Consider the following 23,682-nt stretch of genomic DNA (forward strand, 5'->3'; position numbering starts at 1 on the left):
TAATAAAGTTAGTGATCGCTGTCTTCGTGTGCCATTGATAGATAAACAATCGTTAGCATCATAAACACGAAGGCTTGAATCGTAATAACCAGAATATGGAATATCGCCCATGGTAGTGAGCCCATCCATTGTAAATACCATGGTAGCATTGCAGCACAAAGAATGAAGACCACCTCACCCGCAAACATGTTACCGAACAGACGCATACCGAGAGACAGTGGCTTTGAAAGCAAAGACACGACTTCGATCAGCATGTTGAAAGGAATCATGATTGGATTGTTAAATGGGTGTAGCGTCAATTCTTTTGTAAAGCCAACTAGACCTTTTACTTTGATGCTGTAGTAAATCATCAGAGCAAAAACACCTAGCGCCATAGCCATGGTGATATTGACATCAGCAGAAGGAACCACTTTGAGATAAGGGATGCCCATCTGCTCTGCAGGGTAAGGTAAGAAGTCAATTGGAACAAGGTCCATGACGTTCATTAAAAATACCCAACAGAAGATAGTTAGTGCTAAAGGCGCGATTAGCGCGTTGCGTCCATGAAACGTTTCTTTGACGTTGTCGTCAACGAATTCCACGATCATTTCAACAAAACACTGCAGCTTGCCCGGCACACCAGCTGTTGCTTTCTTAGCTACTGAACGAAACACTCCTAGGAATATCAGACCAGTAAACACAGAAAAAAACAGGCTATCGATATGTACGTTCCAGAAACTCGTCTCCTCCACTAGACCGAGACTTCCTAAAGAAAGGTTGGTCAAGTGGTGAGTGATATATCCGGCCGATGTTAGCGCTTCACCTGGCGCAGCCATAACTCATCCTATTTTTTGTTGTTGACGAATATTACTGGTGCCATAAGGTTAATTAAGACGGCCAGTAAAAAAGTGAGATTCAAGGGAATCACTTCCACCTGAATATACATGTAAGCAATCGAGAATAGAGCAACCGTAATGAGGATTTTCAGAGTCACTCCTGCGTAGAAAGACGCGGCAACCTTTTTCGCTGCTCGAGCCCCACTAAACAAAAATGCACACAATGCAAAAACCGCATTAGCGATAACAAAACTGCCACCACCAATGAGCGCTGAAATTCCCCACTCAGCATTTACAGCTACTGCCATTCCAACAGCTACCAATGTAACCGCGCTGGCTTGAATCAGTAACAATCGCTTTGCAAGCTCTCGTCCTGGTCTAGCTAGCACAGCTACCATGTATTCTTACCTATAGTTTTTTCCACAATGCACCTAAATTACTACTGTGCTGGGAGATTCGCGAAAATTATACTTTCCGACAAAGTTATTGCAATCAAACAGCACCAAAAAGGTGCTATTTCGTTCACAAAACCATAACTTTCGCACAAAATTTCAATTTATAAATAATTGACCTACATCAATTATCTCATTTAGCTCTCAAGCTTGGCAATAAGTTGCTCCAATTTGTGAGGTTCATCAAGACTTATCGTTACTTTTGCTTTTCCGCTTGCATTTCGTACAAGAGACACTTTTGCACCCAGAATTTCACTTAAACGATGTGAAATTTCTTTAGCATCACGGTCTTCTGACTGTTTTTTCTCTGAAGAGTTCGGTTTTAAGCACTTTTTCACTAAATCTTCGGTTTGACGAACCGTCAGCTGCTTCTTAGCTACGGTGTCTGCAACCTCACATTGAACTTCACCTTCCAATGCTAATAGTGCGCGAGCGTGACCCATATCTATCTGTTTCGCTTCAACTAGCTTCTTCACAGATGGCTCTAATTGATTCAGACGTAGCAAGTTACTAACCGCAGTACGTGATTTACCAATCACATCGGCCACTTGCTGGTGGGTCAATTCAAATTCGTCTTGTAGCCTTTCCAGAGCCTGAGCTTCTTCAATGGCGTTTAGGTCTTCACGTTGAATGTTCTCAATCAGCGCCATCGCAACCGCAGCACGATCTTGAACGTTCTTCACCAGACAAGGCACCATTTTCAGGCCAGCTTGTCTTGCCGCTCGCCAGCGTCTTTCACCAGCAATAATTTCAAACTGCTCATGACCAACACTTCTAACCACAATAGGTTGAATAATACCTTGCGATTGAATGGAAGCTGCGAGCTCTTCGAGTGCTTCAGGAGCCATATCTTTACGCGGCTGGTAAATACCGGGGCGCAGACTATTGATTGAAAGTTCAGCCAGGTCACCATCGGTAGATAGGCTTTGGCTTTGCGTTGCGACTTGTTGTTTTTCTCTGGCAATAGAGCTCGTCGACAAAAGCGCGTCGAGCCCTTTGCCTAAACCACGTTTAGACATTGAATCTATTTTCCTTAAGAGCGTTAAGCCAATACTTCTTCGCGTCGTAGCATCTCACCAGCAAGGGCAAGATAAGCTTTGGCACCGGCGGAATACTTGTCGTAGTACATCGCTGGTTTACCGTGACTTGGCGCTTCTGCGAGGCGTACATTCCTAGGGATAACGGTTCGATAAACCTTGTCTCCGAAGTGTTTTTTCAATTGTTCAGACACTTCATTAGCAAGACGATTTCGAGGGTCGTACATGGTACGAAGTAGCCCTTCGATCTTCAGGTTTTCATTGACTACCGCTGCCAACTTACTGATGGTATCCATCAATGCCGTCAGTCCCTCTAAGGCAAAGTATTCACATTGCATTGGCACTAACACAGAGTCAGCAGCAGCCATTGCGTTTATTGTAAGTAGGTTCAAAGAGGGAGGACAATCGATAAAGATGAAATCATAGTTATCGCGGATTGGCGCAAGTGCATGTTTTAAGCGCACTTCTCTAGCAAACACTTCCATGAGCTTAATTTCAGCTGCTGTAACGTCTCCATTGGCAGCGATGAGGTCAAACTGACCAGAAGTGTCCTGACAAACTACCTGTTCAAAAGGAAGCTCATCAACCAGCAAATCGTAAGCAGTTGTTTCAACTTGATACTTATCGACGCCACTGGCCATCGTCGCATTTCCCTGCGGATCAAGATCTATCACTAATACCTTACGTTTAGTGGCAGCCATTGATGCCGCTAAATTTACACACGTGGTAGTTTTACCAACGCCACCTTTTTGGTTCGCAATAGCGACAATTTTTCCCACGACAACTTCTCCATTATCCCTTCTTGGATAAGATTACAAGATGACGGTCACCTTCCAACTCAGGAACTTGCAAAGGTTTGATATCGATCACAGAACACCACTCCGGTAGCTCTGAGACTTCCTGTTCATGAAGTTGACCTTTTAATGCATAGAAGCGACCACTCTGTGATTTTGGTAAATGTTCACACCAATTCACCATATCGGTCATAGAGGCAAAGGCTCGGCTCAGAACACCATCAAAGCCACCTTCAGGATCAAACTCTTCGACTCGAGATTGAACCGCAGTCACATTAGACAGTTTAAGCTCGTGAACCACCTGTTTGATAAAACGAATACGCTTACCTAAGCTATCAAGCAAAGTGAATGAACGGTTTGGATGCATGATCGCCAAAGGAATCCCTGGTAGTCCCGGTCCCGTTCCAACATCAATAAAACGCTCACCTTCGAGGTGCTCGCCAACAATGATGCTATCAAGGATATGTTTCACTAACATATCTTCAGGTCGACGCACCGAAGTCAAGTTGTAAGCCTTATTCCATTTATCAAGTAATTGGACATAGCCCACAAGTTGTTGCTTTTGAAGTTCAGAGACCTCTAATGAGGTCTCTGATAATAATTGTTCAAGTTTTGCGGTTAAGTTGTTGCTCACGCGGCTTCACCTTTTTTAAGCATTCCTTGTTTCTTCAAGTAAACCAACAGGATGGAAATCGCTGCGGGTGTAATACCAGAAATACGGGAAGCAATTCCAACCGTTTCAGGTTTTGCTTCTGTCAGCTTGGCAACGACCTCGTTAGACAGCCCTTTCACATCGCTGTAATCAAGATCGGCTGGGATCTTGGTGTTTTCATGGCGAAGCGACTTAGCTATCTCATCTTGTTGGCGCTGAATATAACCTTCATATTTCACCTGGATCTCAACTTGCTCACTGGCTTGTTGATCTTCCATCGCGGGTGCGAATGCGTCTAATGACGTCAATTGTGAATAGTTCAATTCAGGACGACGTAGTAGATCTTCACCGCTTGCTTCGCGAGAAATAGGGGTCTTCAGTAGCACATTAAGTGCTTCGATACCTTCAGATTTTGGATTAACCCATGTTTCTTTTAGGCGTTGACGCTCAGTCGCCATGTTATTCAGTTTTTCGTTGAATCGCGACCAGCGTTTCTCGTCAATTAAACCGAGATTATGCGCATGCTCAGTCAAACGAATATCCGCATTGTCTTCACGCAGCAATAAACGATATTCCGCACGAGATGTAAACATGCGATACGGCTCTTTGGTACCCATGGTTGATAAATCGTCAATCAGTACACCCATATAAGCCTGATCACGACGTGGGCTCCAGCCTTCTTTGCCTTGCGAGTAGAGGCTAGCGTTTAGACCTGCCATTAGACCTTGTGCCGCCGCTTCTTCGTAACCGGTGGTGCCATTAATCTGGCCAGCAAAGAACAAACCAGAAATAAACTTGGTTTCGTAAGTCTGTTTTAGATCACGAGGGTCAAAGAAATCGTATTCGATAGCATAACCAGGGCGAACAATATGCGCGTTCTCAAAACCCTTCATTGAACGAACGATTTGTACCTGTACATCAAACGGTAAACTGGTTGAGATACCGTTTGGATACAGCTCATGCGTGGTTAAACCTTCAGGTTCGATAAAGATCTGATGGCTATTTTTGTCCGCAAAACGCATGACCTTATCTTCAATAGAAGGGCAATAGCGCGGTCCAATACCTTCGATCACGCCGGCATACATTGGGCTTCGATCGAGGTTATTGCGAATCACCTCATGCGTGGACTCATTGGTGTGCGTAATGAAACACGGAATCTGCGTTGGATGTTGGTTGCGGTTACCCATGAAAGAAAAAACAGGCGTAGGGTTATCACCATGCTGCACTTCTAGTGCAGAAAAGTCGACGCTTCGAGCATCAATACGTGGGGGTGTACCTGTTTTTAAACGATCCACGCGGAATGGTAACTCTCGCAAACGAGCCGCGAGTGCAATGGATGGTTGATCGCCCATACGACCACCAGAAGAGCTCTCCATACCAATATGGATCTTACCACCTAAGAAAGTACCGACCGTTAATACAACGGATCTCGAATGGAATTTCAATCCCATCTCAGTTACTACACCACGTACTTGATCTTGTTCCACGATCAAGTCATCCACCGACTGTTGGAATAGTGTTAAGTTTGGTGTGTTTTCTAGGGCGTTACGCACATAAGCCTTGTATAACGCACGATCTGCTTGAGCGCGTGTGGCACGAACTGCTGGACCCTTTGACGCATTCAGCGTACGAAATTGAATACCTGCATGATCAATGGCCTCTGCCATCAAACCACCCATAGCATCCACTTCTTTAACCAAATGTCCTTTACCAATACCACCAATGGCAGGGTTACATGACATTTGACCTAACGTATCAATATTATGAGTTAGCAGTAGTGTCTTTTGCCCTGTACGAGCAGATGCGAGTGCGGCTTCCGTTCCTGCATGTCCGCCACCAATTACGATGACATCAAATGTTTCGTGATAAAGCATGAACCGACCTCAGTATTCAATCGAGAAATTTAGACAAACCAAAAGGAGCAGTATTCTACCGCTTTTCTTGAAGTGAGAAAACGGTTTTCACATTTTTTGGATCCAAGAAATAAGTAATATAAAGATAAGATCTATATATATGATCTTTTATTAGATCTATTATTAGGATCCTCGATCTCTGTGGATAAGTCGAAAATGATCAACAAATCCATGGATCTTTTCGTGATCGCTTGTTGTGATCTAGTGTTGATCTGGCACTGTATTAGCTGGGATCAAAAAGGCTAGTTATGCACAGGGGAAGGAGACCATGAAAGTTGTTCTTTGGATAAATATAGGTTTTTCACCGAAAAGATCATATTTTATCCACAGATTGATTGGTCAGAAATTACTCGTTATGAGTGAATTGAAGTTGAAGAGTTACTCACAGGCATAAAAAAAGCGGCCAAAGCCGCTTATTATTAGTGTTTGCTTCTAGCTAAACTTGCTCATGTGTTCATTGAGCCAAACTTCCGCAGCGTCTTCAGGTACGGGATCGTTGAGAACATCGATTTGCAGGCAGTCTGTCAGTGGTGTCGCGCCGATGTCTTCAAGTAACTCGTAAGCGTGTTTACCGGCTGCACAAAACGTATCATAGCTAGAGTCACCTATGCCAACGACAGCGTATTTCACGTTCGACATGCGAGGTGGTGTATCTTTCAGAGCTGCGATGAAAGGCTGGATATTATCTGGGTAATCTCCAGCTCCATGCGTTGAGGTGATTAAAAGCCAAATCCCTTCGGCCTCAATGTCACTCAACTCAGGCTGATTGTGGATTGTGGTTTCTAGCCCTTGTTCTATAAGTAGGTCACTCAAGTGGTCACCGACATATTCCGCACCGCCAAGTGTGCTACCTGTTATGATATGAATCATTAATGTTCCTTATTTACCAATACAGAATGAAGAGAAGATACGACCAAGCAGATCGTCGGAGCTAAACTCTCCAGTAATCTCATTCAGATGTTGCTGGGCAATACGAAGTTCTTCAGCCAGAATTTCGCCCGCCATATAACCTTCTAGCTGCTGCTGTCCGATATCGAGATGCTCAGCAGCTCGCTCTAACGCATCAAGGTGTCGACGTCTTGCCATAAAGCCACCTTCATTGGCACCAGAGAAGCCCATAATGGCTTTTAGGTGTTCTCGTAAAGCTGGCACACCCTCGCCAGTGCGTGCAGAAAGTCGAATTAGGGTTGGATCATTAACATGGCAGATCCCTAGCGTTTCGCCTGTTTCGTCAACCTTATTGCGGATCACGGTAATGCCGATCGAACTTGGTAGGCGATCGATAAAGTCGGGCCAGATTTCTTTTGGATCCGTAGCATCTGTTGTGGTGCCATCTACCATGAAGAGAACGCGATCGGCCTGCTCAATCTCTTCCCAAGCTCGCTCGATACCAATACGTTCTACCTCATCGGAAGCGTCACGTAGACCTGCGGTATCAATGATATGCAGTGGCATTCCGTCTATATGGATATGCTCTCTCAGGACATCTCGAGTCGTGCCTGCGATATCGGTAACGATAGCAGACTCTTTCCCAGATAGGGCATTGAGTAGGCTAGATTTACCTGCATTAGGACGACCTGCAATAACCACTTTCATCCCTTCGCGCATAATGGCACCTTGATTGGCTTCCTTACGAACGGACTCTAAGTTATCAATGATATGTTGCAGGTCACCAGCGACTTTGCCATCCGCTAGAAAGTCTATTTCTTCTTCTGGGAAGTCGATAGCCGCTTCGACATAAATACGTAAATGGATTAGCGATTCCACCAGCACCTGAATGCGTTTAGAGAATTGCCCTTGAAGAGATTGCAGTGCCGATTTCGCGGCCTCTTCTGAACTGGCATCAATTAAATCGGCAATGGCTTCTGCTTGTGTTAAGTCCATTTTATCGTTGAGGAATGCGCGCTCACTAAATTCGCCAGGTCTTGCTGGACGAACGCCCGGAATGAGCAAGATACGCTTAATCAGCATGTCCATAACAACAGGACCGCCGTGTCCTTGTAGTTCAAGAACGTCCTCACCAGTAAACGAGTGTGGGTTAGGGAAGTATAGAGCGATCCCTTGATCAAGCTCGCTGCCATCTTGTGCTTTAAATGGCAGATAGTCGGCGTAGCGCGGTTTAAGCGTTTTCCCTGTCACTTGTAAGGCAACCTCAGCAGCGAGAGGGCCTGATACTCGTATAATGCCCACGCCACCGCGGCCTGGGGCTGTGGCTTGTGCCACAATAGTGTCTGTTGTCATTGTGTTGCCTAATCGCAGTACTTTAGCCAAATTGTAATCATGGTAAATGAAAAAGGCGACCATTTAGGCCGCCTTTTATTCTATTCGCGTATTGTTAACCAATCAGCAGGACTACTTAGAGTGTAATCCTTTCTTCTCCAGCGCTCGATAAATCAAGGTTTGCTGAATCAGAGTAACGATGTTCGATACCAACCAGTAAAGAACTAGACCTGATGGGAACCATAGGAAGAAGAAGGTAAACATAACCGGCATAAAGGTCATGATCTTCTGCTGCATTGGATCGGTCACTGTTGTCGGGCTCATCTTCTGGATCAAGAACATACTTGCACCCATTAGTAGAGGCAGAATGTAGTATGGGTCTTGAGCTGAAAGGTCATGAATCCAACCAAAGAACGGTGAATGACGCAGCTCAACCGACTCCATTAGTGCCCAGTAAAGTGCAATGAAGATTGGCATCTGTAGCAAGATTGGTAGACAGCCACCTAGAGGATTTACTTTCTCTTTCTTGTACAGTTCCATCATTTCTTGGCTCATGCGTTGGCGGTCATCGCCGATACGCTCACGCATTGCTTGCAGCTTAGGCTGAAGCATACGCATTTTCGCCATCGAGGTGTATTGCGCTTTTGTTAGTGGGTACATGGCACCACGAACAATGAAGGTCAAACAGATGATAGCTAGACCCCAGTTAACAACGATACCTTGAATGAACGATAGTAGCGTGTGAAGTGGTTTTGCAATGAACCATAACCAGCCGTAGTCTACTACTAGATCTAGGTTTGGTGCAGTTTCAGCCATTTGCTTCTGAAGTTTAGGACCAGCCCAAAGTGTAGCTTTCAGTGTTGCTGATTGGCCATCTGCAATTGTTGCGTTTGGCATACGAACACCGATATCACCCAGGTTACCGATTACACGAGTGTAAAGGTTAGTACCTGGTGCTTCACGAGGAATCCATGCTGCTGCGAAGTAGTGTTGGATCATTGCTGCCCAACCTTGACCGTCAGTCAGGTTAAGAGACAGGTTGCGATCTTGCATATCTTCGAAGCTGTATTTTTTATAGCGAACGTCTTGAGTTGAGTATGCGCCGCCATTGTATGTTGGCATCGTGATGCTGCCGCCTTTGTCTTGTAAGTTTTGACGAAGGTGAGCGTACATGCCGAACGTTGCATTTTGGCCAGAGTTGTTGTCTACATCGTATTCAACATCAATTGCGTAGTTGCCACGTTTTAGAATGAAGGTTTTGGTGTAAGAGATGCCATTCGCTTCGAATGTCATTGGAACACGCAGTTCATCTTGACCGTCAGCAATGGTAAAGCTGTCAGCTGACACGGTATAAGCTGGACGGCTTGTGCTGCTTAGGTCAATACCCTGAGGACCTACCAGACCACTTTGAGCGATAAACTGGTGACCTTGATCGTCTTTTAGAAGTTCAAACGGTTCGCTAGATTCTAACTCAGTTGCGTACTCGTTTAATTTTGCTGTTACTACATCACCGCCAACGGTATTAATACCTAGCGTTAGTACGTCAGTTTTCACTGTGATGATTTTTTCTGCAGCAGTTTGGCTTTGACCAGGTGCAGGATCATGCTCATCAGCGAAAGATGGCGCAGGTAGAGTACTGCTTTGCGTCTGTTGGGTCGGAACTGGCGCTGGATTCTTATACGATTGCCATTGTTGGAACAGCAAAAAAGAAACTAAAGCCAAACCGATTAACAGAATATTACGTTGAGAATCCATCGTTATTTATCTCTGTCTTGTTTTTGGACTGGTGGAACGGGGTCAAATCCCCCTTCATTCAAAGGATGGCATTTTAATAGACGTTTGCCTGATAACCAACATCCTTTTACAAAACCGTGAGCTTTCAAGGCTTCTATAGCGTAAAGAGAACAGGTTGGGGTGAACCGACAACGAGGTCCGATAAGAGGACTGATAATCCACCTATATAGGTAGACGAGTCCGATAGCTAACCACGCGAAGGGCGAGACAGGCGATGCCATAACTTATCTAGAAGTTTGAACATTTCTTCATTGCTTAGAGTTTGCGCACTCTTCTTTGCAATTACAACAAAATCTTTGCTTGGAAGTTCATGTTGTTTGTTACGAAAACTTTCACGTACCAGACGCTTGAAGTGATTTCTAGCAACAGCTGTTTTTATCTGTTTTTTAGGAACCGCAAGACCAAGACGAGGGTGTGAGAGAGAGTTTTTACGAGCAATGATGGTGAAATGAGGGGAGCCAGCTCGATGAGCTTGCTTAAATACGTTTTGATAATGCTCGGGAGTTAACAAACGTAACTCCCGAATAAAGGCGTGCTTATTCAAAATAGAAAATTATTTTGATAGGCGTGCACGGCCTTTAGCACGACGTGCATTGATTACTTTACGACCGTTCTTAGTCGCCATGCGAGCACGGAAACCGTGAGTACGCTTGCGCTTTAGAACTGAAGGTTGAAAAGTGCGTTTAGACATGGTTATTACCTTTACTGATCAGTAGTTTTAGGTTCTCGTTGAACCCGGCGTGGGACATATTTCCCTACTCTATATATAGAGAGGAAATCCGACGCCTCTCAACAAAGAGGCGGAATTGTAATCACTGACTCGTCAAGAGTCAATAATCAGTTCAACTTCAATTCCGGTTGGCGAATTATACTTTTTGTGAGCCAGAGCGCAAGGATCCTATTCGATCCCAACTTGATTTAGAAATTTCTTCAGTTGGATATCTTGTGGATCGTTAAAAATTTGCTCTGGTGTACCTTGTTCCACTATATGGCCATCAGCCATGAAGATCACTCTGTCGGCGACTTCTTTGGCAAACTGCATTTCGTGGGTCACAACAAGCATGGTTTGATGCTGTGTTGCGAGCTTTTTCATAAGGTTAAGTACTTCACCTACCCACTCAGGATCGAGTGCTGAAGTTGGTTCATCGAATAACAGTAGCTCAGGTTGTAATGCCATCGCTCGGCCAATACCGACACGCTGCTGTTGACCACCGGAAAGGGAAGCTGGGTATTGATCCCCTTTGTCTCCTAGACCGATGTCATCGAGAATTTGTTGTGCTTTCTCAAGAGCTTGCTCTTTTTTCCAGCCCTTTACTGTGATCAAACCTTCCGCAATATTCTGACGCGCAGTCATGTGCGCGAATAGAGCGTAGTTCTGAAACACAAAGCCAGTCTTGCGTCTTAGTGCCAATACTTCTGCTTTAGTATGGCTTTGGCAGTTGACCGAGACATCGTCAATAGAGATTTGGCCTTCATCTGCTTGTTCCAGGAAATTGACGCAACGTAATAAGGTAGACTTACCGGTACCACTAGAACCAATAATGACGATAATTTCGCCTTGTTTGATATCAATATCGATGCCTTTGAGCACTTCGGTGTCACCGAATCGCTTGTGGATATTTTTTAATGTAATCATCGTTGATAAGCCTTATTCAGTTTTTGCTCTGCGACAATTTGTACGCGAGTAAGTACTAACACAACACCCCAGTATATGAGCGCGACGGCAAGAAATGCTTCAAAAAATCGGAAGCTGGATGATGCTTCCATTTGGGCTTTCGCCATAATCTCTGCCACACCAAGTGTGAACGCTAACGATGTCGACTTAATCATATCAATGAAGTAGTTCATCAATGATGGTAGGGCTACGCGAGTTGCTTGCGGCAAAATGATACGACGCATGGCTTGGCTAGTTGTCATACCTACAGAAAGACTTGCTTCCATCTGACTGCGGTCAATGCCGATAATGGCGGCACGAATACTCTCTGCCATATAAGCGGCAAAGTGCAGAGTCAGGCCTATTACTGCGGCACTGAAGGCGTTGAGCCCAACCATCCAAGGAAAAATTTGTGGTAAGCCATAATAAAGCAGAAACAGCTGAACCAATAATGGAGTACCACGGAAAAAGCTTATATAGAGCTGACTGAGCTGATCCAATACCGGGATCTTAAACACGCGAATGTTGGCTAAAATAACCGATAGAATCAATGAGAACAGCAGTCCCCATACCGCCATTTCCATGGTTGTACCAAGATACTTCAACAGTATCGGCATCAACTCAAGCATGTATTGAAAATCAAATCCCATAACAGTACCAAACTCTTAGAAAAACAAACGCCCACTACCAAGAGTAGTGGGCGTATCAATAGTAATCACTTACTTTTTAGTGATATCAGCACCAAACCACTTCTCAGAGATTTTTGCTAGCGTACCATCAGCTCGCATGTCTGCCAGTGCGCTATTTACTTCTTGTTGCAGCTTTTGACCTTTTTCGTTGTTTACGAATGGCCAAGCATTCTCGATGGTTTCAAAAGGTTGACCTGCAAGTTGCAGTGGCAGGCCTGTTTTCTTGATTAGTTCAAGTGCAGAAAGGCGATCCATAACAAAAGCATCAGCACGGCCTAGTGCGACGTCATGTTCAATACCTGTATCGTAAGTTTTGATGGTGATTTTGCCATCTTTATCGTAGCTACGTAGCAGTTGTTCGAAGTTTGAACCAAGGTTCACTGCGACTGTTTTACCTGATAAATCATCAATACCTTGAATGCTGTCATTACCTTTTCGAACGGTAATTTGAGCACCATCAACAACATATGGGTCTGCGAACAGATACTTCGCTTTACGAGCATCTGTCATAGTGATTTGGTTAGAAATCGTGTCGATACGACCGGTCTCAAGCAAACCAAACAAACCTGAGAAGTTTGCCGTCACGTACTCTACTTTATAGTCATTGCGACGACCAATTTCGTCCCAAAGGTCGACTTCAAACCCTTGTAACTTGTCTTGTTTAACAAACGTAAATGGGAAGTAGCGACCAGACATGCCGACTTTCACTTCTTGTTGTGTCGCAGCATATGCTGCTTGAGATACGGTTGCAGAAAGCGCTAAAGCGGTTAGAAGGCCTTTAATCCAGTTTTTCATTTTACTACTCCTGATATTTATGGAGAGGATGTTACTGGTAAACATGTCGATAAGTTAAATAACTAGTTGTTATTAACCATAACAAACTCGGGGTTGAATGCTGGCTTTTTCATCACTCTATCAATACCAAACAAAAAGATAATGACAGCTTGAACGTTGATCTATACACAAGTTAGATCAACATACTGCTTTTGTGGGTAGTTCTGTGTTTTGTGCATTCATTTGTGAGTAAAATTAGGGCAAATTGTGTGGATCAAGCGAATTCAACCGAAAAAATTGTGAATAACTTAGATCTTATTCACTGGATCACTGATCATTTACTGGCGATCTTGGTTATCAACAGGTAAAATTACCAATCTTTTCCAATTCAAATAAATAGAGTGAGAGCACCGTGTCATCTTCGCTTTGGTTGCAATGTTCGCAACGACTACAAGAAGAGCTACCCGCTACCGAATTCAGCATGTGGGTCAGACCATTACAAGCTGAACTTAATGACAACACCCTAACTCTATTTGCGCCTAATCGCTTTGTATTAGATTGGGTACGTGACAGATACTTAAACAGCATCAACCGTTTACTCAAAGAGTATTGCGGTAATGACGTACCTAACTTACGATTTGAAGTGGGTAGTAAACCAGTTTCTGCGCCACCAGCGCCTAAGCCTGTTAAGACGGCCGCTGATGTAGCGGCAGAATCTTCAGCACCAGCACAGCTGCAAGCACGTCAGCCTGTGCATAAAACGTGGGACGATGAAGCAGAAGTCTCAGATATCAATCATCGCTCGAACGTTAATATCAAGCATAAATTCAATAATTTCGTTGAAGGTAAGTCGAACCAACTTGGCTTAGCTGCTGCACGTCAAGTTGCCGATAACCCTGGTGCGGCATACAACCCACTGTTTTTGTACGGCGGTACTGGTCTGGGTAAAACCCATTTGTTGCATGCGGTAGGCAATGCGATTGTTGATAACAAGCCGAACGCGAAAGTTGTGTACATGCACTCTGAACGTTTTGTCCAAGACATGGTAAAAGCACTACAAAACAATGCGATTGAAGAATTTAAACGTTACTATCGTAGCGTTGATGCATTGCTTATCGATGATATTCAGTTCTTTGCAAATAAAGAACGTTCTCAAGAAGAATTCTTCCACACCTTTAATGCTCTATTAGAAGGTAACCAACAGATCATCCTTACCTCTGATCGCTACCCTAAAGAGATAAATGGGGTAGAGGATCGTCTAAAATCCCGTTTCGGTTGGGGGTTGACGGTTGCGATCGAGCCACCAGAGCTTGAAACCCGCGTGGCAATTTTGATGAAGAAAGCAGAAGATCATCAAATTCACCTTGCTGATGAGGTGGCGTTCTTTATTGCTAAGCGTTTACGTTCTAATGTTCGTGAGTTGGAAGGGGCACTTAACCGTGTTATCGCCAACGCGAACTTTACTGGCCGTCCTATCACTATCGACTTTGTTCGAGAGGCACTGCGCGATCTATTAGCACTACAAGAGAAGCTAGTCACTATAGACAACATTCAAAAGACCGTTGCTGAGTACTACAAGATTAAAGTGGCTGACTTATTGTCCAAACGTCGCTCTCGTTCGGTTGCACGTCCTCGCCAGTTGGCGATGGCTTTGGCGAAAGAGCTTACCAACCACAGTCTTCCAGAAATTGGCGATGCATTTGGTGGTCGTGACCACACGACAGTGCTTCATGCTTGTCGTAAGATTGCTCAGCTACGCGAAGAAAGTCACGATATTAAAGAAGACTATTCGAACTTAATTCGTACGCTTTCTTCATAATAATGGCATAATCGCTATAATTAGCATTCAAGTTATTGTATTTCGCATATAAGTGGCATGGATTGCCAGCTTTACGAAGAGTTATCTATGAAATTTACTATCGAACGTCATCACTTATTAAAGCCGTTACAACAAGTCTCTGGTGCACTGGGTGGACGACCAACATTACCTATTTTGGGCAATTTGCTGTTGAAGGTTGAAGAAGGGGTGCTTTCTCTTACTGCAACCGACTTAGAAGTTGAGCTAGTAAGTAAAGTGACGCTAGAGAGTGAGTTTGAAGCGGGTAGTGTGACGGTACCTTCACGCAAGTTCCTCGATATTTGTCGTGGACTGCCGGATGACTCTACTATCACTATCGTGTTAGAAGGCGATCGTGTACAAGTACGTTCTGGACGCAGTCGTTTCTCGCTATCGACTTTACCAGCCAGTGATTTCCCAAATATTGAAGATTGGCAACAAGAAGTGGCGGTGACCGTTACTCAAGCTGAACTTAAATCACTGATAGAAAAAACACAATTTTCAATGGCGAACCAAGACGTTCGTTATTATCTCAACGGTATGCTGTTTGAGTTAGACCAAAACACGCTTCGTTCTGTTGCCACTGATGGCCACCGTATGGCTGTTGCTTTGGTGTCACTTGAAGGCAGCTTTGATAACAAACAAATTATCGTACCGCGTAAAGGTGTGCAGGAACTGTCTAAGTTATTAGATGCTCCTGAGCAACCTGTGACGTTGCAAATTGGCAGCTCTAATATCCGTGCGGAAGTGAATAACTTTGTCTTTACTTCTAAGCTCGTTGATGGTCGTTTCCCGGATTATCGCCGTGTTTTGCCGCAAAATACCGATAAAACATTGGAAGCCAATTGCGACGAACTACGACAAGCATTCTCACGCGCCGCCATTCTTTCCAATGAGAAGTTCCGTGGTGTGCGAGTTAATCTCGACCAAAATGAAATGCGCATTACCGCGAATAACCCTGAACAGGAAGAAGCGGAAGAAATGTTAGACGTCGAATTCCAAGGCGATGCATTAGAAATTGGTTTCAATGTGTCATACGTTTTGGATGTACTGAACACGCTTCGTTGCGATCAGGTTCGTATTTCTATGTCGAATGCCAATGCGAGTGCGTTGATTGAAAATAGCGAAGATGACAGTGCCATGTATGTGGTGATGCCGATTCGTCTCTAAGCTAGACATGATGTTATGCCGCTTACGCGCTTAATCGTACAGCAATTTCGTAATATTAAAGCCTGTGATATAGAACTATCTACAGGCTTTAACTTTATTATTGGCCCCAATGGCAGTGGCAAAACCAGCGTATTGGAAGCCATATATTTGCTCGGTCATGGACGCTCTTTTAAGAGTTCTTTGACAGGACGAGTCATTCAAAATGACTGCCAAGAACTGTTCGTTCATGGCCGTTTTTTGAACTCGGATCAATTTGAGATACCCGTTGGCATTAATAAGCAGCGTGATGGCTCAACTGAGGTTAAAATAGGCGGTCAATCTGGGCAAAAATTGGCTCAGCTTGCCAAGGTATTACCGCTGCAACTAATTCACCCTGAAGGATTTGAATTACTGACGGATGGACCTAAGTTTCGTCGCGCTTTTATCGATTGGGGTGTGTTTCACTCTGAACCAGGCTTTCATGAAGCTTGGGGACGATTTAAGCGTTTAAGTAAGCAGCGTAATGCTCTGCTTAAGACTGCAACCAGTTATCGAGAACTGAGCTATTGGGATCGTGATTTGGCCCAACTGGCGGAACAAATTGATGATTGGCGTCGGTGTTATGTCGAACAGATGCAACCTCTTGCTGAGGAAATGTGTCAGTCGTTTTTGCCCGAGTTTGAAATCAAACTTGGCTACTACCGTGGTTGGGAAAAAGATACGCCCTATGCTGAACTATTAGAGCGCAACTTTGAACGAGACCAGAGCTTAGGGTACACCTTTAGTGGACCTAATAAAGCCGACTTAAGAATTAAAGTGAACAACACACCAGTTGAGGATGTGTTGTCTCGAGGTCAGCTAAAACTGATGATGTGTGCATTGCGTTTAGCGCAGGGACAGCATCTCGCCGAGTTGACCGGTAAGCAGTGCATTTATTTAATAGATGATTTTGCTTCCGAATTAGATAGCCTTCGTCGTAAACGCTTAGCGGATTACCTTAAACAGACGAACGCTCAAGTTTTTGTAAGTTCTATTACCCAAAGCCAAGTCGCCGATATGATTGACGAAAATGGCAAGATGTTTCATGTGGAACATGGCACAATAGAACCAGGTAAATAGTGAGAGAAACTCATGTCAGAAAATTACGATTCATCGAGTATTAAGGTACTAAAGGGTCTGGATGCGGTACGTAAGCGTCCGGGAATGTACATTGGTGACACGGACGATGGAACCGGTCTGCACCACATGGTTTTTGAGGTGGTTGATAACTCAATTGATGAAGCGTTGGCTGGTCACTGTAACGACATTATTGTGACAATCCATGAGGACAACTCTGTTTCTGTTAGCGATGATGGTCGTGGTATCCCGACTGAAATGCACCCAGAAGAGCAGGTTTCTGCTGCAGAAGTTATCATGACGGTACTTCACGCGGGTGGTAAGTTTGATGACAACTCGTACAAAGTATCGGGTGGTCTGCACGGTGTAGGTGTTTCGGTAGTAAACGCATTGTCGAAAAAAGTGACGCTAACCATTCATCGTGGCGGTCAAATTCATACGCAAACCTATCACCATGGTGAGCCAGAAGCGCCACTTAAAGTCATTGGTGATACGGATAAAACGGGTACGGAAATCCGTTTCTGGCCAAGTGAAGAAACCTTCACTAACATTGAATTCCATTACGATATCTTAGCAAAACGTCTTCGTGAGCTATCGTTCCTAAACTCTGGTGTGTCTATCAAGCTGATTGATAAGCGCGAAGAAGACAAAATGGATCACTTCATGTTTGAAGGCGGTATCCAAGCGTTTGTTGAGCACCTAAACACCAATAAAACACCAATCATCCAAAAAATCTTCCACTTCGATAACGAACGTGATGATGGCATTACTGTCGAAGTGGCGATGCAGTGGAACGATGGTTACCAAGAAAACATCTATTGCTTTACCAACAACATCCCTCAACGTGATGGTGGTACTCACCTTGCTGGCTTCCGTGCGGCGTTAACGCGTACGCTGAACACGTTTATGGATAAAGAAGGCTTTTCTAAGAAAGCGAAAACCGCGACATCAGGTGATGATGCGCGTGAAGGTCTAACCGCTATCGTTTCGGTGAAAGTGCCTGATCCTAAGTTCTCAAGCCAAACCAAAGACAAGTTGGTTTCATCGGAAGTGAAATCAGCGGTTGAGTCTGCGATGGGTGAGAAACTGTCTGAGTTCCTTGTTGAGAACCCAGGTGAAGCGAAGATTGTTTGTACCAAGATCATCGACGCTGCTCGTGCTCGTGACGCAGCACGTAAAGCTCGTGAGATGACGCGTCGTAAAGGTGCACTAGATTTAGCCGGTCTACCAGGCAAACTGGCTGACTGCCAAGAGAAAGACCCAGCGCTTTCTGAACTATACATAGTGGAGGGTGACTCTGCGGGCGGTAGTGCTAAGCAGGGTCGTAACCGTAAGAATCAAGCGATTCTTCCACTTAAAGGTAAAATCCTTAACGTAGAAAAAGCGCGCTTCGATAAGATGCTTTCTTCACAAGAAGTGGCAACGCTTATCACGGCACTTGGCTGTGGTATTGGTCGTGATGAATATAACCCAGACAAACTGCGTTATCACAACATCATTATCATGACCGATGCGGACGTGGATGGTTCTCACATTCGTACGCTGCTATTAACGTTCTTCTACCGTCAAATGCCAGAGCTTATTGAGCGTGGCTACGTATATATTGCTCAGCCACCACTTTACAAAGTGAAGAAAGGCAAGCAAGAGCAGTATATTAAAGATGAAGATGCCATGAACCAGTATCAAGTATCTCTGGCTTTAGATAACGCGGCACTGCATGTTAATTCTGAAGCACCTGCACTGGCTGGTGAAGCACTTGAGAAGCTAGTTCAGCAATACAATGCTGCAGTTAAAACGGTTGATCGCATGAGTCGTCGTTATCCACATGCTATGGTTGGCGAGTTCATGTATGTACCACGTCTAACGGCTGAGCAATGTCATGACGCTGCGGCGGTGGAAGCATGGTCTAAACAGCTTGTTGAGCAGCTAAACAACAAAGAAGTGGGCGCAAGCCAATACAGCTTTGAAGTAGAACAGCACGCTGAACTGGGTGTAAACCTACCTAAAGTTGTGGTTCGTACCCATGGTGTGACTCATGAGCACGTTATCAGTGTTGATCTACTCAACTCGAAAGAGTATCGCCAATTGGCAGATACGTCAGAAGCGTTAGACGGTCTGATTGAAGAGGGTGCTTACATCAAACGTGGTGAGCGTACTCAAGAAGTTACAAACTTCGTTGATGCTCTTGAGTGGTTAATCAAAGAGTCACGTCGTGGTTTAAGCCTACAACGCTATAAAGGTCTTGGAGAGATGAACCCTGATCAGCTGTGGGAAACAACCATGGATCCAGAGACTCGTCGTATGATGCAAGTGACAATTGAAGACGCGGTTGGCGCTGATCAACTGTTTACCACGTTGATGGGTGACCAAGTAGAACCTCGTCGTAACTTCATCGAAGAAAACGCACTGAAAGTGGCCAACCTAGACGTATAGACGGGTTGTTCTGCTAAACAAAAAAACGCTGCCTTAGGGTGGCGTTTTTTATTACTCGCGTATTCTTATTGTTGCTAGTGAGTGTCCGTTTATAGAAAAAAGAGTAGGGCTCTCTTGAATATGGAGTACATTATCCCTATATAAGGTAATGAAGAGGATGCCAACTTATGGGCCTCGGAAATAGCTGATCCCTTATTGCTCAAGAGAGGATAACGGTAGCAGCACACTATTTAGATTGATTCCAACTTATGTCCCGTTTATCGACAAACATCAGGGAATAAGCCATGAATCCCTTAGTTCTTATGAATAAAGAGCTAAGACTATTGCTTAACTGAGGATAGTACTATGAGAACTGTAGATTTCACTCCTTTATACCGCAACGCAATCGGCTTCGATCGTCTATTTAATATGATGGAAGCGAACACCGCGAAAAATGCTTCAGGTGGTTACCCTCCTTATAACATCGAACAACAAGACGAGAACCACTTCCGTATCACTATGGCTGTGGCTGGCTTTGCTGAAGAGCAGCTCGATCTTACTCAAAAAGAGAACCTATTGATTGTTAAGGGCGAGCGTAAAGCTGAAGAAGGTAAAAACTATGTTTACCAAGGCATCGCAGAACGCGATTTTGAGCGTAAGTTCCAACTAGCAGACTATGTGAAAGTGGTCGGTGCAAGCATGGAGAATGGTTTGCTTCACGTTGACCTAGAACGTGAAATACCAGAAGCGATGAAACCGCGTAAAATTGAGATCGGTGGTAATAAACTGATCGAAGGCTAATATTTGCCTTGAAACAATACTCGGAAATAAAGAGTGAAAGAGCGCCATAAGGCGCTCTTTTTAGTGTTAGGCTTCTGCGTAGGCTCTTGCTACCTCTTCCGCTATTATAGCGATGCCTTGCTGCATCTTGTCATCGTCTTGCACGTAGTTCATGCGTAAACACTGATGAGCATGATCCCATTCGTCTTCTTGACCAATAAAGAAGTATTCACCAGGAACAATTAATACACCACGGTCTTTCAGTCGTTGGTACAGCTCCATGGTAGTAATCGGTAATTCATCAAACCAAAGCCATAAGAAAATTGCACCCTCTGGTTTGTGAATTCTAAAACGTGGGTCGGTTATGGCTGATTGCAGTAGTTCTACCGCACGCAATGATTTCTGTTGATAGAAAGGCTTAATGACATTCGAGCTTAAATCCAGCAGATCACCTTTTTCAATCATATGATTGGCAAGCGCAGGGCCAAAGCTCCCAGGAGCAAGACTAATGATGCCATTCATATTGGTCATCGCTTGCGTGACTTCTTCACTCGCAATGACAATGCCGCAGCGTAAGCCAGGTAACCCTAGTTTGGATAAACTCATACATAGGATGGTGTTTTCATTCCAAAATGGCTCTACATCTTCAAAAATGATGTTTGGGAATGGCAGACCATAAGCATTATCAATAATCAGTGGGATATTGTTAGCACGAGCCAGTTTATCGAGCTTGTGGATCTCTTCGTCAGTTAGCACGTTACCCGTTGGGTTGGTTGGACGCGACGCACAGATAGCGGCAACCGAGTCATCGATTTTCAGGTGTTCAAAATCCACATGATATTTGAATAAGCCACCGTCGAGTAATTCAATTTCTGGGTGATAAGAGACAAAGATATCTTCGTCAATGCCCGCGTCGCCATAGCCAATGTACTCGGGAGCAATAGGCAATAGAATCTTCTTGTGCGAGCCATCGGATTGCTTACCTGCAAGCAAATTGAACAAATAGAAAAAGCCGCTTTGACTACCATTGGTTAGGCTGATGTTCTTTTCTGTGATTGCCCAGCCATAGGTTTCACGCAGCAGCTTAGCAAGCGCTTTAACAAAGGCATCTTTACCTTGTGGGCCGTCGTAGTTAGCCATAGCTGCGACGAGATCGCCGTTGGCAAGCATATCTGCACTGGCTTGGTGAAAGTACTCGAGCATTGCTGGAATAGCGGCTGGGTTGCCACCTCCGAGCATAATGGCACCTGGAGTGCGGAGGCCATCATTGAGATCATCCATTAATTGGGTAATACCTGAGTAACGATTAAATTTTTCACCAAACTTAGAAAATTGCATTGCTGTACCTAGTTCATTGTGTTCACTTGTTATATTTTTTCGGTTTTTTATCCTGCTGGTGGCAAGATTAATGTTTGAACATACATTAATGAAACTGTGAGGCAAAGCACTATTTGTGGTGGGAATAAAAAAAAGCCCAGTTAGGTAACTGGGCTTTTGCTGTTTTTCTAGAAAATTACTTTTGAATCAGTGATATATCAGCAATTTGCAAGAATAGGTTACGTAGGTTGTTCAGCAGTGTTAGGCGGTTTTTCTTCAGCGCCTCATCGTCTGCCATTACCATTACGTTGTCGAAGAAAGCATCAACCGGTTCACGAAGATCTGCTAGCTTGCTTAGCGCTTCTTGGTAGTTACCTGTAGCGAAAGCAGGCTCCAGTGCCTCTGTCATGACTTCTACGTTTTCTGCCAGTACTTTTTCTGCATCTTCTTGTAGAAGTGCAAGGTCGATATCGGCGGCGAGTTCACCATCAAACTTCGCTAGGATATTACCCACACGCTTGTTTGCTGCAGCAAGTGATTCTGCCGCTTCCAGTTCGCGGAAGTGAGATACTGCTTTCACACGCTGGTCAAAGTCTGCAGGTTTAGTCGGACGACGTGCTAACACCGCCTGGATGATGTCTACGCTGAAGCCTTCGTCTTTGTACCATGCATTGAAACGACCAAGCATAAACTCAAGTACGTCTTCTTCAACATTTGCATTGGTTAGCTTGTCGCCAAATAGTGACTTCGCTTTTGCGATAAGGTCTGTAAGGTCTAAGCTGTAGCCGTTTTCTACGATGATACGCAACACACCTAGCGATGCACGACGAAGTGCAAATGGGTCAGAGCCCTTAGGTGCTTGACCAATACCGAAGATACCAACAATAGTATCTAGCTTATCTGCCATCGCGACAGCGGATGAGATACCAGTGCTTGGTAGGTCATCGCCTGCAAAACGAGGCATGTATTGTTCGTATAGTGCTAGCGCTACTTGCTCATCTTCACCGTCGTGCGTGGCATAATGCATCCCCATCACACCTTGAGTATCAGTAAATTCAAATACCATAGATGTCATTAGGTCACATTTAGCCAATAGGCCTGCACGCTTAGACTTTTCAACATCAGCATCGATTTGCTCAGCGATGTAGCCAGCAAGCTCAGTGATGCGATCCGTCTTGTCTTTGATAGTACCAAGCTGCTTCTGGAAGATAGCTTGCTCTAGTTCAGGTAGACGGTCGATAAGCGGGCGTTTGCGGTCTGTATTAAAGAAGAACTCGGCATCGGCTAGGCGAGGACGCACAACCTTCTCGTTACCTTCGATAACGTAGCGAGGCTCTTTCGATTCGATATTAGAAACGAAGATGAAGTTTGGTAGTAGCTTCTTGTTCTCGTCATAAACTGGGAAGTATTTTTGGTCACCCTTCATGGTGTAAACCAACGCTTCAGAAGGTACCTTTAGGAATTCTTCTTCAAACTTCGCAGTGAGTACTACTGGCCATTCAACCAGGGACGTCACTTCTTCTACTAAGTCATCTTCGAGATCAGCTACTCCGCCAACCGCTGCCGCTGCTTTTTGAGAGTCCGCTAGGATGATGGCTTTACGTGCGTCATAATCAGCCATCACTTTACCGCGTTCTTCGAGGATCGCTGGGTATTGCTCTGCTGATTCGATAGTGAACTCTTGCTCACCCATAAAGCGGTGACCACGGATAGTTCGATCAGACGCTACGCCTAGGATTTCGCCTTCTATAAGGTCAGAACCCATTAGCATCGTCAGCGTTTTAACTGGGCGGATAAATTGAGTGGTTTTATCACCCCAACGCATTGGCTTAGCGATAGGTAGATTAGCGAGTGCTTTGGCTGCAAGTTCAACGATGATCTCAGACGTTGCCTGACCTTTCACCTCTTGTTTGAATAGCAGCCATTCACCTTTGTCAGTCACTAGACGTTCTGCTTGGTCAACAGTAATACCGTTACCACGAGCCCAGCCTTGTGCTGCTTTAGTTGCATTGCCATCAGCATCAAATGCTACCGATACTGCTGGGCCGCGCTTTTCAACCACTTTGTCAGATTGACCTTCAGCCAGCGCTGAAACCTTAAGTGCTAAGCGACGAGGTGCGGCATACCACTTCACACCTTCGTGTGCTAGGTCCGCATCTTTAAGTTCAGACTCAAAGTTTGCTGCAAATGCTTCAGCAAGAGTGCGAAGTTGTGTTGGTGGTAGCTCTTCAGTACCTAGTTCAATTAGAAATTCTTTTGCCATGATTACAGTCTCCT

The 23,682-nt window shown here is 44.6% G+C and carries 22 protein-coding genes; 5 read left to right on the forward strand and 17 right to left on the reverse strand.

Going from position 1 to position 23,682, the window contains the following annotated elements; genetic code table 11:
* Nucleotides 1-8: 8 nt before the first annotated feature.
* The 15 genes from atpB to VME0621_RS24545 all read right to left on the reverse strand — a co-directional run bounded on the left by atpB (nt 9) and on the right by VME0621_RS24545 (nt 12,815).
* Nucleotides 9-815 carry a F0F1 ATP synthase subunit A gene (gene atpB / locus VME0621_RS24480; RefSeq protein ID WP_006073067.1) on the reverse strand — a complete coding sequence of 269 codons (807 nt, stop codon included), beginning with the start codon at nt 813-815 and terminating at the stop codon, nt 9-11.
* An 8-nt stretch (nt 816-823) separates the two neighbouring features.
* Nucleotides 824-1,213, reverse strand: coding sequence for a F0F1 ATP synthase subunit I (locus tag VME0621_RS24485; protein WP_006073069.1), 390 nt, complete (start codon nt 1,211-1,213; stop codon nt 824-826).
* 191 nt (nt 1,214-1,404) lie between these two features.
* On the reverse strand, nt 1,405-2,286 hold the full coding sequence (locus VME0621_RS24490; protein WP_006073071.1) for a ParB/RepB/Spo0J family partition protein: 882 nt from the start codon (nt 2,284-2,286) through the stop codon (nt 1,405-1,407).
* A 23-nt stretch (nt 2,287-2,309) separates the two neighbouring features.
* Nucleotides 2,310-3,083 carry a ParA family protein gene (locus VME0621_RS24495; RefSeq protein WP_038224165.1) on the reverse strand — a complete coding sequence of 258 codons (774 nt, stop codon included), beginning with the start codon at nt 3,081-3,083 and terminating at the stop codon, nt 2,310-2,312.
* Nucleotides 3,084-3,096: 13 nt separating this feature from the next.
* Nucleotides 3,097-3,732 (reverse strand): 16S rRNA (guanine(527)-N(7))-methyltransferase RsmG, encoded by a 636-nt coding sequence (rsmG, locus tag VME0621_RS24500; RefSeq protein WP_038224167.1) that lies wholly within the window; start codon nt 3,730-3,732, stop codon nt 3,097-3,099.
* Nucleotides 3,729-5,624, reverse strand: coding sequence for a tRNA uridine-5-carboxymethylaminomethyl(34) synthesis enzyme MnmG (gene mnmG, locus VME0621_RS24505; RefSeq protein WP_062463363.1), 1,896 nt, complete (start codon nt 5,622-5,624; stop codon nt 3,729-3,731). Before mnmG ends, rsmG begins: the two co-directional genes overlap by 4 nt.
* A 471-nt stretch (nt 5,625-6,095) precedes the next feature.
* The gene (gene mioC / locus VME0621_RS24510) at nt 6,096-6,533 is read right to left on the reverse strand and encodes an FMN-binding protein MioC (RefSeq protein WP_062463366.1); all 438 of its coding nucleotides are present in this window, start codon (nt 6,531-6,533) and stop codon (nt 6,096-6,098) included.
* Nucleotides 6,534-6,542: 9 nt separating this feature from the next.
* On the reverse strand, nt 6,543-7,904 hold the full coding sequence (gene mnmE / locus VME0621_RS24515) for a tRNA uridine-5-carboxymethylaminomethyl(34) synthesis GTPase MnmE (RefSeq protein WP_038224196.1): 1,362 nt from the start codon (nt 7,902-7,904) through the stop codon (nt 6,543-6,545).
* A 111-nt stretch (nt 7,905-8,015) separates the two neighbouring features.
* Nucleotides 8,016-9,638: a membrane protein insertase YidC gene (yidC, locus tag VME0621_RS24520; RefSeq protein WP_006073083.1), complete on the reverse strand. Its 1,623-nt coding sequence runs from the start codon at nt 9,636-9,638 to the stop codon at nt 8,016-8,018.
* A 2-nt stretch (nt 9,639-9,640) separates the two neighbouring features.
* Nucleotides 9,641-9,898: a membrane protein insertion efficiency factor YidD gene (yidD, locus tag VME0621_RS26455; protein ID WP_081836355.1), complete on the reverse strand. Its 258-nt coding sequence runs from the start codon at nt 9,896-9,898 to the stop codon at nt 9,641-9,643.
* The gene (rnpA, locus tag VME0621_RS24525) at nt 9,865-10,221 is read right to left on the reverse strand and encodes a ribonuclease P protein component (RefSeq protein ID WP_081836356.1); all 357 of its coding nucleotides are present in this window, start codon (nt 10,219-10,221) and stop codon (nt 9,865-9,867) included. The genes yidD and rnpA overlap by 34 nt, the downstream gene beginning before the upstream one ends.
* 9 nt (nt 10,222-10,230) lie before the next feature.
* Nucleotides 10,231-10,368, reverse strand: a complete 138-nt coding sequence (rpmH, locus tag VME0621_RS24530; RefSeq protein WP_004400210.1) for a 50S ribosomal protein L34 — start codon at nt 10,366-10,368, stop codon at nt 10,231-10,233.
* Nucleotides 10,369-10,575: 207 nt separating this feature from the next.
* Nucleotides 10,576-11,313 carry an amino acid ABC transporter ATP-binding protein gene (locus tag VME0621_RS24535; RefSeq protein ID WP_062463369.1) on the reverse strand — a complete coding sequence of 246 codons (738 nt, stop codon included), beginning with the start codon at nt 11,311-11,313 and terminating at the stop codon, nt 10,576-10,578.
* Nucleotides 11,310-11,981 carry an amino acid ABC transporter permease gene (locus VME0621_RS24540; protein ID WP_038224176.1) on the reverse strand — a complete coding sequence of 224 codons (672 nt, stop codon included), beginning with the start codon at nt 11,979-11,981 and terminating at the stop codon, nt 11,310-11,312. Before VME0621_RS24540 ends, VME0621_RS24535 begins: the two co-directional genes overlap by 4 nt.
* 69 nt (nt 11,982-12,050) lie before the next feature.
* Entirely contained in the window at nt 12,051-12,815 is a 765-nt protein-coding gene (locus VME0621_RS24545; protein WP_062463372.1) for an amino acid ABC transporter substrate-binding protein, read from the reverse strand.
* A 391-nt stretch (nt 12,816-13,206) separates the two neighbouring features.
* Between VME0621_RS24545 and dnaA the strand changes: the two genes are divergently transcribed.
* The 5 genes from dnaA to VME0621_RS24570 all read left to right on the forward strand — a co-directional run bounded on the left by dnaA (nt 13,207) and on the right by VME0621_RS24570 (nt 20,109).
* On the forward strand, nt 13,207-14,613 hold the full coding sequence (gene dnaA, locus VME0621_RS24550; RefSeq protein ID WP_038224178.1) for a chromosomal replication initiator protein DnaA: 1,407 nt from the start codon (nt 13,207-13,209) through the stop codon (nt 14,611-14,613).
* 87 nt (nt 14,614-14,700) lie between these two features.
* Nucleotides 14,701-15,801 carry a DNA polymerase III subunit beta gene (gene dnaN / locus VME0621_RS24555; protein ID WP_031493149.1) on the forward strand — a complete coding sequence of 367 codons (1,101 nt, stop codon included), beginning with the start codon at nt 14,701-14,703 and terminating at the stop codon, nt 15,799-15,801.
* A 15-nt stretch (nt 15,802-15,816) separates the two neighbouring features.
* Nucleotides 15,817-16,899, forward strand: a complete 1,083-nt coding sequence (gene recF, locus VME0621_RS24560; protein ID WP_006075095.1) for a DNA replication/repair protein RecF — start codon at nt 15,817-15,819, stop codon at nt 16,897-16,899.
* Nucleotides 16,900-16,911: 12 nt separating this feature from the next.
* Nucleotides 16,912-19,329, forward strand: coding sequence for a DNA topoisomerase (ATP-hydrolyzing) subunit B (gyrB, locus tag VME0621_RS24565; protein ID WP_062463375.1), 2,418 nt, complete (start codon nt 16,912-16,914; stop codon nt 19,327-19,329).
* Nucleotides 19,330-19,674: 345 nt separating this feature from the next.
* Complete coding sequence (locus VME0621_RS24570) at nt 19,675-20,109, forward strand: Hsp20 family protein (protein ID WP_006075097.1); 435 nt, start codon at nt 19,675-19,677, stop codon at nt 20,107-20,109.
* Between the two features lie 66 nt (nt 20,110-20,175).
* Here VME0621_RS24570 and VME0621_RS24575 read toward each other — a convergent pair whose 3' ends face one another.
* Nucleotides 20,176-21,426 (reverse strand): valine--pyruvate transaminase, encoded by a 1,251-nt coding sequence (locus tag VME0621_RS24575; protein WP_038224180.1) that lies wholly within the window; start codon nt 21,424-21,426, stop codon nt 20,176-20,178.
* A gap of 175 nt (nt 21,427-21,601) precedes the next feature.
* The gene (glyS, locus tag VME0621_RS24580; RefSeq protein WP_062463377.1) at nt 21,602-23,668 is read right to left on the reverse strand and encodes a glycine--tRNA ligase subunit beta; all 2,067 of its coding nucleotides are present in this window, start codon (nt 23,666-23,668) and stop codon (nt 21,602-21,604) included.
* Nucleotides 23,669-23,682: the final 14 nt, after the last annotated feature.

The sequence above is a fragment of the Vibrio mediterranei genome, from assembly GCF_900088415.1.
Lineage (GTDB): Bacteria > Pseudomonadota > Gammaproteobacteria > Enterobacterales > Vibrionaceae > Vibrio > Vibrio mediterranei.

Bases quoted from the DNA above. Each gene is read 5' to 3' on its own strand.
- VME0621_RS24485 (WP_006073069.1), bottom strand. From the start codon at position 1,213: ATGGTAGCTGTGCTAGCTAGACCAGGACGAGAGCTTGCAAAGCGATTG.
- VME0621_RS24570 (WP_006075097.1), top strand. From the start codon at position 19,675: ATGAGAACTGTAGATTTCACTCCTTTATACCGCAACGCAATCGGCTTC.
- VME0621_RS24540 (WP_038224176.1), bottom strand. From the start codon at position 11,981: ATGGGATTTGATTTTCAATACATGCTTGAGTTGATGCCGATACTGTTG.
- mnmG (WP_062463363.1), bottom strand. From the start codon at position 5,624: ATGCTTTATCACGAAACATTTGATGTCATCGTAATTGGTGGCGGACAT.
- dnaN (WP_031493149.1), top strand. From the start codon at position 14,701: ATGAAATTTACTATCGAACGTCATCACTTATTAAAGCCGTTACAACAA.
- mioC (WP_062463366.1), bottom strand. From the start codon at position 6,533: ATGATTCATATCATAACAGGTAGCACACTTGGCGGTGCGGAATATGTC.
- VME0621_RS24490 (WP_006073071.1), bottom strand. From the start codon at position 2,286: ATGTCTAAACGTGGTTTAGGCAAAGGGCTCGACGCGCTTTTGTCGACG.
- mnmE (WP_038224196.1), bottom strand. From the start codon at position 7,904: ATGACAACAGACACTATTGTGGCACAAGCCACAGCCCCAGGCCGCGGT.
- VME0621_RS24575 (WP_038224180.1), bottom strand. From the start codon at position 21,426: ATGCAATTTTCTAAGTTTGGTGAAAAATTTAATCGTTACTCAGGTATT.
- rpmH (WP_004400210.1), bottom strand. From the start codon at position 10,368: ATGTCTAAACGCACTTTTCAACCTTCAGTTCTAAAGCGCAAGCGTACT.
- VME0621_RS24545 (WP_062463372.1), bottom strand. From the start codon at position 12,815: ATGAAAAACTGGATTAAAGGCCTTCTAACCGCTTTAGCGCTTTCTGCA.
- yidC (WP_006073083.1), bottom strand. From the start codon at position 9,638: ATGGATTCTCAACGTAATATTCTGTTAATCGGTTTGGCTTTAGTTTCT.
- recF (WP_006075095.1), top strand. From the start codon at position 15,817: ATGCCGCTTACGCGCTTAATCGTACAGCAATTTCGTAATATTAAAGCC.
- yidD (WP_081836355.1), bottom strand. From the start codon at position 9,898: ATGGCATCGCCTGTCTCGCCCTTCGCGTGGTTAGCTATCGGACTCGTC.
- atpB (WP_006073067.1), bottom strand. From the start codon at position 815: ATGGCTGCGCCAGGTGAAGCGCTAACATCGGCCGGATATATCACTCAC.
- VME0621_RS24535 (WP_062463369.1), bottom strand. From the start codon at position 11,313: ATGATTACATTAAAAAATATCCACAAGCGATTCGGTGACACCGAAGTG.
- glyS (WP_062463377.1), bottom strand. From the start codon at position 23,668: ATGGCAAAAGAATTTCTAATTGAACTAGGTACTGAAGAGCTACCACCA.
- gyrB (WP_062463375.1), top strand. From the start codon at position 16,912: ATGTCAGAAAATTACGATTCATCGAGTATTAAGGTACTAAAGGGTCTG.